This is a genomic window from Streptomyces sp. A 4/2 (assembly GCF_940670765.1).
Taxonomy (GTDB): Bacteria; Actinomycetota; Actinomycetes; order Streptomycetales; family Streptomycetaceae; genus Streptomyces.
This window is the reverse complement of the sequence record NZ_CALNVW010000010.1, coordinates 187,454-200,301: the sequence shown is the minus strand read 5'-3', so window position 1 is coordinate 200,301 and position 12,848 is coordinate 187,454. Positions and strand designations below refer to the sequence as shown.

Annotated in this window: 14 protein-coding genes and 1 tRNA gene; 4 read left to right on the top strand and 11 right to left on the bottom strand. The window is 70.4% G+C overall.

Annotated features, from left to right (window positions below):
* Nucleotides 1-82: 82 nt before the first annotated feature.
* Nucleotides 83-727: a helix-turn-helix domain-containing protein gene (locus tag NBY69_RS07510; protein ID WP_250299206.1), complete on the top strand. Its 645-nt coding sequence runs from the start codon at nt 83-85 to the stop codon at nt 725-727.
* A complete protein-coding gene (locus NBY69_RS07505) occupies nt 724-2,019 on the top strand; it encodes an MFS transporter (RefSeq protein WP_250299205.1) in 1,296 nt (431 codons plus the stop codon). Before NBY69_RS07510 ends, NBY69_RS07505 begins: the two co-directional genes overlap by 4 nt.
* Before the next feature lie 90 nt (nt 2,020-2,109).
* Here NBY69_RS07505 and NBY69_RS07500 read toward each other — a convergent pair.
* Nucleotides 2,110-2,191: transfer RNA gene (locus NBY69_RS07500), tRNA-Tyr, on the bottom strand.
* Nucleotides 2,192-2,382: 191 nt separating this feature from the next.
* On the opposite strand from NBY69_RS07500, the gene NBY69_RS07495 reads away from it, so the two are divergent.
* Nucleotides 2,383-2,871, top strand: coding sequence for a YajQ family cyclic di-GMP-binding protein (locus NBY69_RS07495; protein ID WP_250299204.1), 489 nt, complete (start codon nt 2,383-2,385; stop codon nt 2,869-2,871).
* A gap of 163 nt (nt 2,872-3,034) precedes the next feature.
* Nucleotides 3,035-3,574, top strand: a complete 540-nt coding sequence (locus NBY69_RS07490) for a methylated-DNA--[protein]-cysteine S-methyltransferase (RefSeq protein WP_250299203.1) — start codon at nt 3,035-3,037, stop codon at nt 3,572-3,574.
* Nucleotides 3,575-3,665: 91 nt separating this feature from the next.
* Here NBY69_RS07490 and NBY69_RS07485 read toward each other — a convergent pair whose 3' ends face one another.
* From NBY69_RS07485 to NBY69_RS07440, 10 genes are all read right to left on the bottom strand, one after another.
* Nucleotides 3,666-3,938, bottom strand: coding sequence for a GlsB/YeaQ/YmgE family stress response membrane protein (locus NBY69_RS07485; RefSeq protein ID WP_250299202.1), 273 nt, complete (start codon nt 3,936-3,938; stop codon nt 3,666-3,668).
* A 146-nt stretch (nt 3,939-4,084) separates the two neighbouring features.
* A complete protein-coding gene (locus tag NBY69_RS07480) occupies nt 4,085-4,477 on the bottom strand; it encodes a YccF domain-containing protein (protein WP_250299200.1) in 393 nt (130 codons plus the stop codon).
* Nucleotides 4,474-5,337, bottom strand: coding sequence for a zinc metalloprotease HtpX (gene htpX, locus NBY69_RS07475; RefSeq protein ID WP_250299199.1), 864 nt, complete (start codon nt 5,335-5,337; stop codon nt 4,474-4,476). The genes NBY69_RS07480 and htpX overlap by 4 nt, the downstream gene beginning before the upstream one ends.
* Before the next feature lie 149 nt (nt 5,338-5,486).
* The gene (locus NBY69_RS07470) at nt 5,487-5,945 is read right to left on the bottom strand and encodes an MscL family protein (RefSeq protein WP_250299197.1); all 459 of its coding nucleotides are present in this window, start codon (nt 5,943-5,945) and stop codon (nt 5,487-5,489) included.
* A gap of 68 nt (nt 5,946-6,013) precedes the next feature.
* Nucleotides 6,014-7,549, bottom strand: a complete 1,536-nt coding sequence (locus NBY69_RS07465) for an NADH-quinone oxidoreductase subunit N (protein ID WP_250299195.1) — start codon at nt 7,547-7,549, stop codon at nt 6,014-6,016.
* Entirely contained in the window at nt 7,546-9,114 is a 1,569-nt protein-coding gene (locus NBY69_RS07460; RefSeq protein WP_250299566.1) for a NuoM family protein, read from the bottom strand. The genes NBY69_RS07465 and NBY69_RS07460 overlap by 4 nt, the downstream gene beginning before the upstream one ends.
* A 27-nt stretch (nt 9,115-9,141) precedes the next feature.
* Complete coding sequence (locus tag NBY69_RS07455) at nt 9,142-11,142, bottom strand: NADH-quinone oxidoreductase subunit L (RefSeq protein WP_250299193.1); 2,001 nt, start codon at nt 11,140-11,142, stop codon at nt 9,142-9,144.
* The gene (nuoK, locus tag NBY69_RS07450) at nt 11,139-11,567 is read right to left on the bottom strand and encodes an NADH-quinone oxidoreductase subunit NuoK (RefSeq protein ID WP_250299191.1); all 429 of its coding nucleotides are present in this window, start codon (nt 11,565-11,567) and stop codon (nt 11,139-11,141) included. Before nuoK ends, NBY69_RS07455 begins: the two co-directional genes overlap by 4 nt.
* Nucleotides 11,567-12,181 carry an NADH-quinone oxidoreductase subunit J gene (locus NBY69_RS07445; protein WP_250299189.1) on the bottom strand — a complete coding sequence of 205 codons (615 nt, stop codon included), beginning with the start codon at nt 12,179-12,181 and terminating at the stop codon, nt 11,567-11,569. Before NBY69_RS07445 ends, nuoK begins: the two co-directional genes overlap by 1 nt.
* Nucleotides 12,178-12,798 carry a 4Fe-4S binding protein gene (locus tag NBY69_RS07440; RefSeq protein WP_250299565.1) on the bottom strand — a complete coding sequence of 207 codons (621 nt, stop codon included), beginning with the start codon at nt 12,796-12,798 and terminating at the stop codon, nt 12,178-12,180. Before NBY69_RS07440 ends, NBY69_RS07445 begins: the two co-directional genes overlap by 4 nt.
* Nucleotides 12,799-12,848 lie beyond the last annotated feature (50 nt).

Genomic DNA, 12,848 nt, shown 5'->3' with positions numbered 1-12,848 from the left:
TCGGGAGGCCGTCGGCACAGACCGTCGGGAATCCCCCGTCCAGCTCTTCTAAAGAAGTCTTTAGAAAGCTATCTTTAGACGCATGCCACGCAGCGTCAGTCTCACCGACCCCCGCGCCCTTCGCGCCTACGCCCACCCCACCCGCATGACACTCGTCGGGCTGCTCCGCCGCACCGGGCCGTTCACCGCCACCCGTGCCGCCGAGCTGACCGGTGAATCGGTCGCCAGTTGCTCGTACCACCTGCGGATGCTCGCCAAGTACGGACTGGTGGAGGAGGCGCCCGGCGGACGCGGCCGGGAGAAGCCCTGGCAGGCGACCGCGTCCTTCACGTCCTGGCCCACCTACAGCGAGGACCCGTCCGTCGCGGAGGCGGCCGACGCCCTCAACACCGCAGTGGCCGAGCAGTACTTCGAGCGCATGGTGCGGGCCACCGAGAGGCGGCGCGAGCTGCCTCGGGAGTGGCAGGAGGCACAGCAGTCCGGCGACACGCTCCTGCACCTCACCGCCGGTGAACTCACCGAGCTCGGGGAACGCATCGACGATCTGCTGAAGCAGTACGAACCCCGCCAGTCGGATCCCTCGCTCCGGCCCGAGGGGGCGCGCGAGGTCAGCCTGATACTCGCCGCGTTCCCCGAGAGCGCGCCCCCCGAAGCCGGGCGCCCAGGTGAGGCCGGGTCCCCGGCCGCCGAGGCCGAACCGGCCGGGCAGGAAGCGCAGGACCGGTGAAGACCCACATACCCGCGCTGCTGCGCGAACGGCAGTTCCGCCGCTACTGGACCGGTCACACCGTCTCCCTCCTCGGCGACGAGATCTCCCTCATCGCCATCCCCCTCGCCGCGGTCCTCGTCCTGCACGCCGACGCCTCCGGGCTGGGCTGGCTGAAGGCCGCCGGTCTCGTCCCCGCGCTGCTCGCGCTGCCCGCGGGCGCCTGGGCGGACCGGTGGCGCCACCGCCGGCGCGTCATGATCGCCTGCGACCTCGGGCGGGCGCTGCTGATCGCCGTACTCCCGGTCGCGTACGCCCTGGACGCCCTCTCGCTCCCGCTGCTGTACGTGGTCGCCTTCGGCGTCGGGATGCTCAGCGTGCTCTTCGACCTGTGCGATGCCACGCTCTTCGTCGCGCTGCTGCCGACCCGCGCGTACATCGAGGGCAATTCGCTGGTCAACGGCAGCCGGGCGCTCTCCCAGATGGCAGGGCCGAGCGCCGGGGGCCTGCTCGTGCAAGTGCTCACCGCGCCGTTCGCGCTGGCCGCCGACGCGCTGTCGTATCTCGCGTCCGCCCTCTGTCTGGCCCGCGTCTCCCCCGCCGAGCCGCCCCCGGCCGCGCCGGAGAAGCAGCAGCTCATGACGGGGCTCCGCTGGATCCGGGACAACCCCGTCATCCGCGCGAGTCTCGGCGCCGCCGGCACGGTCCAGTTCTTCTCCTTCATGGGCAGCACCCTCCTGGTGCTCTACGCGACCGTGGAACTCGGGCTCGGAGCAGGGCTGTTGGGCCTGGCGCTCGGCGCGGGCGCCGTGGGCGCGCTGGCGGGTTCGGTGCTGGCGGGCCGGGTCGTGCGGCGGATCGGCGTCGGGCCCGCGGTGATCGCCGGGTTCCTCGGCTTCACCGTCCCGATGCCGCTGGTGCCGCTCGCCGGCGGCCCGAAGGAGGTGGTGCTGCTGATGCTCTTCCTCGCCGAGTTCGTCGGCGGGGTCGGGGTGATGATCGTGGACATCGCCCTCGGCTCGGTCCAGGCGGCGGTCGTGCCGCACGCGCTGCGTTCCCGGGTGATGGGCGCCTACCGCACGCTCAACCACGGCTTCCGGCCGCTCGGCGCCCTGACCGGCGGAGCGCTGGGCGGCGCGCTCGGGCTGCGGCCGACGCTGTGGATCGCGGCGGTCGGGGCGATGCTGGCGGTGCTGTGGCTCCTGCCCGCGCCGATGCGGCAGTTGCGGGAGCTTCCGGAGCCCGAGCCGGGGCAGCCCGCCGAACCGGTGCCCGCCCCGGCGGCGGAACCCGGCCAGGAGCAGCGCGTCTGAGAACGGCGCGGACCGGCCGGGGAACGGCACAGCACGGCCGGGAACGAGAACAGCCCCTGACCATACGTACTGGTCAGGGGCTGATTCTTGTGGCGGCACGTGGGTTCGAACCACGGTAGGCTGAGCCGGCAGATTTACAGTCTGCTCCCTTTGGCCACTCGGGCATACCGCCAGGGATTGCCGCTACGGCGAACCGCTTTGCGGCGGTGCTCCGTGGCAACGACGTAAACGATACCCGATGTCCCGGGGTGCTTCGCCACCCGATTGATCAGGGCCGGGCGGGGCAAGGTCGTAGGCTTGCGCGCGACAGGCCGGGCCGCCGGCCGTACGCCTCAGCACACCCGATACAAGGAGCCACAGGACATGGCCGACTCCAGTTTCGACATCGTCTCGAAGGTCGAGCGGCAGGAGGTCGACAACGCCCTCAACCAGGCCGCCAAGGAGATCTCGCAGCGCTACGACTTCAAGAACGTCGGGGCTTCGATCGACTGGTCGGGCGAGAAGATCCTCATGCAGGCGAACTCCGAGGAGCGCGTCAACGCGATCCTCGACGTGTTCCAGACCAAGCTGATCAAGCGCGGGATCTCGCTCAAGGCGCTGGACGCCGGTGAGCCGCAGCTGTCCGGCAAGGAGTACAAGATCTTCGCCACGATCGAGGAAGGCATCTCGCAGGACAACGCCAAGAAGGTCGCGAAGGTCATCCGCGACGAGGGCCCCAAGGGCGTCAAGGCGCAGGTCCAGGGCGAGGAGCTGCGGGTCAGTTCCAAGAGCCGCGACGACCTGCAGGCCGTACAGGCGCTGGTGAAGGGCAAGGACTTCGACTTCGCGCTGCAGTTCGTGAACTACCGCTGACCGGGCGGCTGACCGGACCGCCTGCCGAACCGCTGTTCGCGGGCCGTTCCCGGCGGCCGGACGCGATGTCCGAAGACCGCCGGTCCCGGTGGTCCGGGGGTCGCAGACTCGTAGGTGTCCCGGTGGAGCGACCGCCGGGACGCCACGAGGAAGGGAGCACCCGATGACACCCCGCACCAGGATCTTCACCACGCTCGGCAGTCCGCTCGGTGAACTGCTGCTGGTGGGCGAGGAATCGGCGGACGCGCGGGGCGGAGTGGCGCTCGTCTCGCTCTCGGTACCGGGACAGAAGGGCGGCACCCGCATCGAGGACGCCACCGCGTCCGGGTGGCGGTCGGCCCCTCACGCCTTCGAAGCGGTCACCGGGCAGCTTCGGGCCTACTTCGCCGGCGAACTGACCGGGTTCGAGATCGACTTCGCGGGTGGCGGGAGCGCGTTCCAGCAGCGTGTGTGGACCGCGCTGGACGGGCTGGAGTACGGCGCCACCGTGTCGTACGGGGAGATCGCCGCCCGCATCGGGCTCTCGGGGGCCGGGGTCCGCGCGGTGGGGACCGCGATCGGGCGCAATCCGCTGCTGGTCGTACGGCCCTGCCACCGCGTGATCGGCGCGGACGGCGCGCTGCGCGGATACGCGGGCGGCCTTGAGCGCAAGCAGTGGCTGCTGGGGCTCGAAGGGGCCCTGGTGGGCCCGGGGGGCCGGTAGCGCCCGCTCCGACCGACCGGGGTTCCCGACCCGACCGGGGTTCCGGCCCGGCCCGGCCCGGCCGAAAGGGCTGCCGGGCGGCGCGGGGCGGTCAGCGGCGGTCGCGTGAATTGCCGAAGAGCAGGCGGTAGAGGATCAGCAGGACGAGCGAACCGCCGATGGCCGAGATCCAGGTGGGGCCGTCGTAGAAGTGCTTGGTCACCGGGTGGTTGAAGAAGTGCGAGGCGGCCCAGCCACCGATGAAGGCTCCCGCGATGCCTATGAGGGTGGTGCCGATCAGCCCGCCCGGATCACGCCCGGGGAGCAGGATCTTGGCGACGGCTCCGGCGAGCAGTCCGAGGATGATCCAACTGATGATTCCCATGAGCAGAGCCTGCCTTACGTTCGGTGTCTTAAACAGGGACGTCGGGCCAGCGGGCATGGTTGCGTCGCTGGTCGAGAGAGGTCCCTGGTCAGGCCACCGGCCGGGGCGGGTGCGGGTTGGCGCAGTACGGGCTCACGCGGTCGGGGTCAGCGCGCGGCGAACGGCTGGTCCGTGCGGACGATCTCCTTGCCCAGCGGCATCAGCGAGACCGGGATGAGCTTGAAGTTCGCGATGCCCAGCGGGATACCGATGATCGTGACGCACAGGGCGATGCCGGTGACGATGTGCCCCAGAGCGAGCCACCAGCCCGCGAGGACCAGCCACAGGACGTTGCCGATGCAGGAGGGGGCGCCGGCATCCCGGCGGTCCACCGCCATGTAGCCGAAGGGCCAGAGGGCGTACACGCCGATGCGGAACGCGGCGATCCCGAACGGGATGCCGATGATCGTGATGCAGAGCAGGGCGCCCGCCAGGAGGTATCCGAGGAACATCCAGAAACCGCAGAGGACGAGCCAGACGACGTTGAGGATTGTCTTCACGAGCGTGGACCTGCCATCTGTTCGAGTCGGGAGATGCGCTCCGCCATCGGTGGATGGGTGGAGAACATCTTGGACAGTCCCTGGCCGGGGCGGAAGGGATTCGCGATCATCATGTGACTCGCGGTCTCGATCCGGGGCTCGGGGGGCAGCGGCAATTGCTTCGTACCGGCGTCCAGCTTGCGCAGGGCGCTCGCGAGGGCCAGTGGGTCGCCGGTGAGCTGGGCTCCCGAGGCGTCCGCCTCGTACTCACGGGAGCGGCTGACGGCCAGTTGGATGAGTGACGCGGCCAACGGGCCCAGAATCATGATCAACAGCATACCGAGCAGGCCGGGGCCGTCGTCGTCGTCGGAGCGGCCGATGGGGATCAGCCAGGCGAAGTTGACCAGGAACATGATCACCGAGGCCAGGGCGCCCGCCACCGAGGAGATCAGGATGTCGCGGTTGTAGACATGGCTGAGCTCGTGGCCGATGACGCCGCGCAGTTCGCGCTCGTCCAGGATCTGCAGGATGCCTTCGGTGCAGCAGACGGCGGCGTTGCGCGGATTGCGGCCGGTCGCGAAGGCGTTGGGCGCCTGGGTCGGCGAGATGTACAGCCGGGGCATGGGCTGGCGGGCCGTGGTGGAGAGGTCGCGGACCATGCGGTAGAGCGCGGGCGCTTCGAACTCGCTCACGGGCCGGGCCCGCATGGCGCGCAGGGCGAGCTTGTCGCTGTTCCAGTAGGCGTACGCGTTGGTGCCGAGCGCGACGACGAGCGCGACGATCAGGCCCGTACGGCCGAAGAAGCTGCCGATGACGATGATGAGGGCCGAAAGGCCCCCGAGGAGGACGGCGGTCCTCAGCCCGTTGTGCCGGCGGTGCACGGTACGCCCTCCAGATCGTGCGGCGGGGGAACCCACGCTCGGTACGCGGTCCACTGCGTCCCAGTGGACCTTCCCTCACTGGTCAACGCCAGGCGAGGGGAGCTGGTTCCCTTGCGCACGCGGCCACCGTGTCCGCCGTACGGGTGGAGTCAGCCCTGAGCGGGGATCTTCGCGAGCTCCAGCGCTTCCGGCACGGGCTTGATCTGGCTGGTGCAGTGGCCGCAGCGGGAGGCGATGGCCGGGATCTCGGTGTAGCAGAACGGGCAGTCCCGCTGGGCGGCCTTGATGTCGACCGGCTTGTCGCTGGTGAACCGGGCCTGGATCTTGGCGAGCGGGACGACGACGCCGAAGTAGAGGACCGCGGCGGTCACCAGGAAGGCGACGCCCGCGTTGATGAGGAGGCCGTAGCGGAAGTGCGCGCCCTCGACGGTGAACTCGGCCTTGCTGAAGTCGCCCATGGTGGAGCTGGTGGCCAGGCCGATCAGCGGCGTGATGAAGGCGGTGCTGAGTGCGGTGACGACCGCGGTGAACGCGGATCCCACGGCGAGGCCGATGGCCAGTGAGATGACGTTGCCACGGAGAATGAAGTCCTTGAACCCGCTCAGCACTGCTTGCTCCCTGTTGCTTCCGGTGGTGGGCCGTTCCTGGTGCGCCCGGCGCAAGACCGTAGCAAAACTCAGAAGAGGCTGCCGGAGGCGAAGCGGAGGATCAGCTGGGGGGCGCCGGACAGGGCGACCGCGGTGGCGGCGGCCAGACCGACGGCCAGGGTGAGCGGGACCGGTACAGCCGCTGTTCGGCGGGGTGCGGCGGTCTCTCCCCCGGCCGGGTCCGTCCCGGCTGCCGTCCGGCCCTGCGTTCCCGCGGGTGTGCGGAACAGCACAGCTGTCCACTGCAGGTAGTAGTACAGGGCGAACACCACGTTGACGGCCATGACGACGGCGAGCCAGCCGAGGCCCGCGTCGACGGCGGTCTGGAAGACCGTGACCTTGGCGAAGAGGCCGATGATGCCGGGCGGCAGTCCGGCCAGGCAGATCAGGAAGAAGCTGAGCGCGAGGGCGGCGAAGGGGCGGGTGGCCCAGAGGCCGCGGAAGTCGCTGATCCTGCCGCCGGGCCTGCTCCGGGCGACCACGGCGACGACGCCGAAGGCGCCCAGGTTCACCACGGCGTACATCAGGGCGTACGCGACGGTGGAGCCGATCTCGTCGTCCGAGGTGTACGCGGAGGCGGCGATCGGCACCAGCAGGTATCCGGCCTGCCCGACGGAGGACCAGGCGAGCAGCCGGACCGCGCTGTGCGCGCGGGTGGCCGACTGGCGCAGGGCCGCCGTGTTGCCGACGGTCATCGTCAGGGCGGCGAGTACGGCGACGGCCGGGCCCCAGACGTCGGCGTACGCGGGGAACGCGACGACGGCGACCAGGATGAGCCCGGAGAAGCCGACGGCCTTCCCCACGACGGACAGGTACGCGGCGACGGGCAGCGGGGCGCCCACATAGGTGTCGGGGACCCAGAAGTGGAAGGGCGCGGCAGCCGTCTTGAAGGCGAAGCCGACCAGGGTGAGGACGACCCCGGTCTGGGCGAGGGTGTCGAGCTGCGGGTCGACCTGGGCTCCGGCGATCCGGCCGAGGTGCAGGGTGCCGGTCGCCGCGTACACGAAGCTGACGCCGAGCAGGGTCACGGCGGTGGCGGTGACCGAGGAGAGGAAGAACTTCAGGGCCGCTTCGGAGGAGAGGCGGTCACCGCGTTTCATGCCGACGAGGGCGAAGGCGGGCAGTGAGGCCACTTCGAGCGCGACGACCAGGGTCGCGAGGTCGCGGGAGGCGGGCAGCAGCGCGGCGCCGGAGGCCGAGGCCAGCAGCAGGAACCAGAACTCACCGGCCGGCAGCCGGTCGCCCCCGGTCTCGCTCATCGACAGCAGCGCGGTGAGCAGGGCGCCGCCGAGCACCAGCAGTTGGACGGCGAGGGCGAAGTGGTCGGCGGCGTAGCTGCACGCGCCGTGGTCCGCGGTGACGCAGAAGGTCACGCGGTCGCCCTTGCGCAGGGGCAGCAGCATGAGGAGGGCGGCGGCGAGCCCGGCGACCGCGGTCCAGCCGAGCAGCGGCTTGCGGTGCTCGGGCACGAACAGGTCGGCGACCAGGATGATCAGGGCGGTCGCGGCCACGATGACGGGCGGGGCGATCGCGAGCCAGTCGACGGACTGGACGAGGGAGCTCATGCCTTTCCTCCTGCGAGGAGCTTCTGCACGGCCGGGTCGGTGAGGCCGAGGAGGACCGCGGGCCACAGGCCTGCGAGGACGGTGAGGGCGACGAGCGGGCTCCAGGTGGCGAACTCGTAGCCCTGTACGTCCTGGACGATCCCGATGCCCGGGTCCTCCGGGGTTTCCTGCGGCTTGGCGCCCATGCAGACCCGGCGTACGACGAGGAGCAGGTACGCGGCGGTGAGCAGGGTGCCGAACGCGGCGACGGACATGTACGTGAGGAACGCGGGGCGGCTGAGCCCGGCGGCGGGGTCGAAGGCGCCGAACATGGTGAGCATCTCGCCCCAGAACCCGGCGAGTCCGGGCAGGCCCAGCGAGGCGACCGCGGCGAAGGCGAGGAGGCCGCCGAGGCGGGGGGCCCGGCCGTAGAGGGCGGCGCCCGTCGCTCCGGCGAGGGTGTCGAGGTCGGCGGTGCCGTACCGGTCCTTCAGGGCTCCGACGAGGAAGAACAGCAGGCCGGTGATCAGGCCGTGGGCAATGTTGGCGAAGAGCGCACCGTTGACTCCGGTGGGGGTCATCGAGGCGATGCCGAGGAGCGTGAAGCCCATGTGGCCGACCGAGGAGTACGCGATGAGGCGCTTGAGGTCACCCTTGGCGCCTGTTCTGGCGAGGGCCAGGCAGGCCAGCGATCCGTAGACGATCCCGGCGACGGCGAACGCGGCGAGGTACGGCGCGAAGGTGTGCATGCCCTCGGGTGCGACCGGCAGGGCGACCCGGACGAATCCGTAGGTGCCCATCTTGAGCATGACGCCGGCCAGCAGGACCGAGCCGATGGTGGGGGCCGCGGTGTGCGCGTCGGGGAGCCAGCTGTGCAGCGGCCACATCGGGGTCTTCACGGCGAGGCCGAGGGCGATGGCCAGGACCGCGATGACCTGCGTGGTGTGGGTGAGGCCACGGCCGTTGTCAGTGGCGAGTGCCACCATGTCGAATGTGCCGCTCTTCACGCCGATGAGGAGGAAGCCGAGCAGCATGACGACGGAGCCGAGCAGCGTGTAGAGGATGAACTTCCAGGCGGCGGCCTGCTTCCGGGCCCCACCCCAGCGGGCGATGAGGAAGTACATCGGGATGAGGACCATCTCGAAGGCCAGGAAGAAGAGCAGCAGATCGAGGACGGCGAAGGTCGCCAGCATCCCCGATTCGAGGAGCAGGACGAGGGCGACGAAGGCCTTGGGGGACGGGCCCTGGGGGAGCTTGAAGCAGGAGTAGAGCGCGCAGAGGAAGGTCAGCAGCGCGGTCAGTACGAGCAGGGGGAGCGAAATGCCGTCGGTACCGAGGTGGATGTGGACGTGGAGCGCCGGGATCCAGCTGATGTCGGTCGTGGCCTGCATCTTCGACGGGTGGTCACGGTCGAAGCCGAGCGCCAGGACGATCGCGGCGACGAGGACGGCACCGGTGACGACCACGCCGTGGCGGAGCACGGCCCGGTCGGGTGACTTCCCCTTCAGTCCGGGAGGCGCCGGGAGGAGCGCCGCGACGGCGCCGACGAGCGGGGCGACGACGATGAACGCCAGAAGGAACTGCATCACGGATGCGCTGATATCGATCACGGCTCACGATCCGGCGTAGGCGTTGGCGAGGGCGACGGCTGCGACCGCCAGGACGACGGAGCCGGCGAGCAGGGCGCTGAGGTAGGTCTGCACGTTGCCGGTCTGGGCGCGGCGGACGGCGGCCCCCAGCCAGCGGGGCACCGCCCCGGCACCGCGTACGTAGGTGTCGATGACCTCGCGGTCCAGGAAGCGGACCAGTTGGGCCGCGGCGAGCACGGGGCGTACGAACAGCGTGGTGTAGAGGGCGTCGAGATGGAAGCCGCCTGCCGCGTGCCGGTGCAGCGGGCCGAGGAGCAGCCTTCCGGGGTCGCCGGGGTCGGGGGCGGACGCGATGTCGCCGTAGACCGCCCGGTGGGTGGCGATGGCTTCCGCCTCGACCGTGGCCGGGTCGGCGTCCGGGTGGGCCGACACGGCGCCGATCGGGGGCTGTTGGGCCATCGCCGTGGTGTGCCGCCAGGTGGCGTAGGTGACGAGTCCGCCGACGAGGGCGACGCCCGTACCGAGTACGGAGGTGGTGAGGGACGGGGTGAGGCTGTGGCCGTCGAACCAGCCGGGGAGATAGCCGACGGTGAGGCCGAAGCCGATGGTCGGGACGGCGAGCACCCAGAGCACGCCGTTCATGACGAGCGGCTGCCTGCCGTGGTCGGGGGCTTCGGCGCCCCTGCCCCGGAAGGCGAGGAGCCAGAGCCGGGTGGCGTACGCGGCGGTCAGCAGGGCGGTGACGAGCCCTGCGACCAGGACGGTCCATCCGGCGCCCACGGGGGCGATGTCGCTGTCGCCGAGGGCGGTGTTCTCGGCGGCGACGAGGATGGATTCCTTGGAGAAGAACCCGGCGAAGGGGGGGATGGCGGCGAGCGCGAGGAGGGCGATGGTCATCGTCCAGAAGGCGTCGGGGATCCGTTTGGCCAGGTGGTCCATGCGGCTCATGGCAGCCAGGGAGTTGGTGCCCGCGGCGTGGATGACCACACCGGCGCCGAGGAAGAGCAGCGCCTTGAACGCGCCGTGCGAGAGGAGGTGGAAGACGGCGGCCCCGCGGTCGCCGACGGCCAGGGCGCCGGACATGTAGCCGAGCTGTCCGATGGTCGAGTAGGCGAGGACGCGTTTGATGTCGTCCTGCGCGAGGGCGGCGAGCGCCGAACCGATCATGGTGACGGCGGACATGACGGCGAGGACGGTGAGCGCGGCGGCGGACGCGGCGAAGACGGGCAGCAGCCTGGCCACGAAGTAGATGCCCGCGGCGACCATGGTCGCCGCGTGGATCAGCGCGGACACGGGGGTGGGACCGGCCATCGCGTCGGGCAGCCAGGTGTGCAGCGGGAACTGCGCGGACTTCCCGGCGACGCCCGCCAGGAGCAGCAGGGCGATCAGCGTGGGGTGGTGGAGGCCACCGTCCGAGACCGTGCGCAGGATGCCGGTGATGCGGAACGTACCGGCATCGGTGGCCAGCGCGAACAGGCCGATCAGGAAGGGGACGTCGCCCAGCTTGGTGACCAGGAAGGCCTTCAGGGAGGCGGCGCGCGCTTCGGGCGTCTCCCAGTAGTGGCCGACGAGGAAGTACGAGCAGATGCCCATGATCTCCCAGCCGACCAGCAGCACCATCAGGTCGCCGGAGTAGACGACGAGCAGCATGGCGGAGGTGAAGAGGGAGACGATCGCCGCGTACGAGGGGTAGCGCGGGTCGTCGCGCAGATAGCCCGTCGAGTAGAGCTGCACACACGTGGCGACGACCGCGACCAGGATGGCGACGAGGGCGGCGAAGCCGTCGATGTGCAGGGACAGGTCGATGGGTACGGAGCCGGTGGGCGTGAGCCGGGTGGCCGTGTCGACGGTGTGGCCGCCGCTCTGGCGCACGGCGACCGTGATCGCGAGCGCGGCAGCGGCCAACGGTGGCAGGACGGCCAGCGGACGTACGAACCCTGGGGCCGTGCGGCCGAGCAGGAGTCCGGCCGCTGCGCCCAGGAAGGGGAGGAGGGGAACGAGGACGGCGAGGGTCGTCGTGGTCACGCGGCAGCCTCTGCCTTCTCGCGGCCTTCGGGATCTTCGGGATCTTCCGGGTCCGTACGGTCTTCGGGTTCTGCGTGGTCGCCGGCGTCGTCGACGCCGTCCGGATCGTCGGGGTCCGGTGTCTCGGCGGTGTCGCGGAGCTTGTCGATGTCCGTCGTGCCCCGGTTCCGGTGGACCGCGAGGACGATCGCCAGCCCGATGCCGATCTCGGCGGCGGCGATGGCGATCGTGAAGAGGGTGAGCGCCTGGCCGGAGTGGAGCTTGTCGCGCAGCCAGACGTCGAAGGCGACGAGGTTGAGATTGACGGCGTTGAGCATCAGCTCGACGGACATCAGGATCAGGATCACGTTGCGGCGGGCGAGCACCCCGTACAGCCCGGTGCAGAAGAGGAGGGCGGCGAGCACGGCTGGATAAACGAGGTGCATCAGCGCTGCTCCCTGCTGTTCTTGCGGGACAGGTCGGCGCTGTTCTCGCGGGACAGGTCGGCGCTGTTCCCGGCGCTGTTCCTGCGGGACAGGACGATCGCACCGACGAGCGCGGCCAGCAGCAGCACGGACAGCGCTTCGAAGGGCAGCACCCAGTGCCGGAAGAGGATTTCGCCGGAGACCTTGGTGGAGCCCTGGGCAGGACCGTGGAGGTTGATCCACGTCGTACGGAAGGCGTCGACGACCACCCAGACGAGGGAGCAGGCAGCGGCGACCGCCACCACGAGGGCGGGCAGGCGGTTCTCCGAATCGGCGTCCGGGGAGCGGCCGATGGGGGCCTTGGTGAGCATCAGCCCGAAGAGGAGGAGGACGACCACCGAACCGACGTAGATCAGCACCTGGACCCAGGCGATGAACTCGGCCGTCAACAGGAGGTATTCGACGGCGAGGCCGCCGAGCGCGACGATCAGCCAGAGTGCGGCGTGCACCAGATGCTTGGTCGTGACGGTGATGACGGCCGCGCCGAAGGTGGCGATGCCGACCAGCAGGAACACGATCTCGACGCCCGTCGGGGACAGGAATCCGGAGTGGCCGGCGGCTGCTGCGAGACTCACGCGTCCCCCTCCGGTCGGTTCTGCTCGGGCTGTTGGGGCTGCTGGGGCTGCTGGGGCTGCTGGGGCTGCTGGGACTTGGGGGGCTGCTGGGGCTGCTCGGCACGCGCTGCCTGCTCGGCACGCGCTGCCTGCTCCGCTTGCTCTGCCTGCCGGGCCGCTTCGAGTTTGTCGGCCGTCTTGCGGGCCGCCGCGATCTCCTTGGGCTCCTCGGCCGCCGGGTCGAGCGCGGGCGGCTCGGGCACCGTCCACATCCACTCGCGGAGCTTGTCGCGCTCGTGGGTGAGTTCGAGGATGTCCGTCTCCGCGTACTCGAACTCCGGGGACCAGAACAGCGCGTCGAAGGGGCACACCTCGATGCAGATACCGCAGTACATGCAGAGCGAGAAGTCGATGGCGAAACGGTCGAGGACGTTACGGCTGCGCTCGCGTCCGCCCGGCGCGGCGGCCGGGACGGTCTCCTTGTGGGAGTCGATGTAGATGCACCAGTCGGGACACTCACGGGCGCAGAGCATGCAGACGGTGCAGTTCTCCTCGAACAGCCCGATGACGCCCCGGGAGCGGGGCGGGAGTTCGGGCTGTACGTCCGGGTACTGCGCCGTGACCGTCTTCTTCGTCATCGTGCGGAGCGTGACGGCCAGGCCCTTGGCCAGGCCGGACCCGGGAATGC

Coding starts and splice junctions, on each gene's coding strand:
- NBY69_RS07510 (WP_250299206.1), top strand. CDS start 83: ATGCCACGCAGCGTCAGTCTCACCGACCCCCGCGCCCTTCGCGCCTAC.
- NBY69_RS07495 (WP_250299204.1), top strand. CDS start 2,383: ATGGCCGACTCCAGTTTCGACATCGTCTCGAAGGTCGAGCGGCAGGAG.
- NBY69_RS07490 (WP_250299203.1), top strand. CDS start 3,035: ATGACACCCCGCACCAGGATCTTCACCACGCTCGGCAGTCCGCTCGGT.
- NBY69_RS07485 (WP_250299202.1), bottom strand. CDS start 3,938: ATGGGAATCATCAGTTGGATCATCCTCGGACTGCTCGCCGGAGCCGTC.
- NBY69_RS07465 (WP_250299195.1), bottom strand. CDS start 7,549: ATGAGCTCCCTCGTCCAGTCCGTCGACTGGCTCGCGATCGCCCCGCCC.
- NBY69_RS07460 (WP_250299566.1), bottom strand. CDS start 9,114: ATGCAGTTCCTTCTGGCGTTCATCGTCGTCGCCCCGCTCGTCGGCGCC.
- nuoK (WP_250299191.1), bottom strand. CDS start 11,567: ATGCACCTCGTTTATCCAGCCGTGCTCGCCGCCCTCCTCTTCTGCACC.
- NBY69_RS07440 (WP_250299565.1), bottom strand. CDS start 12,798: ATGACGAAGAAGACGGTCACGGCGCAGTACCCGGACGTACAGCCCGAA.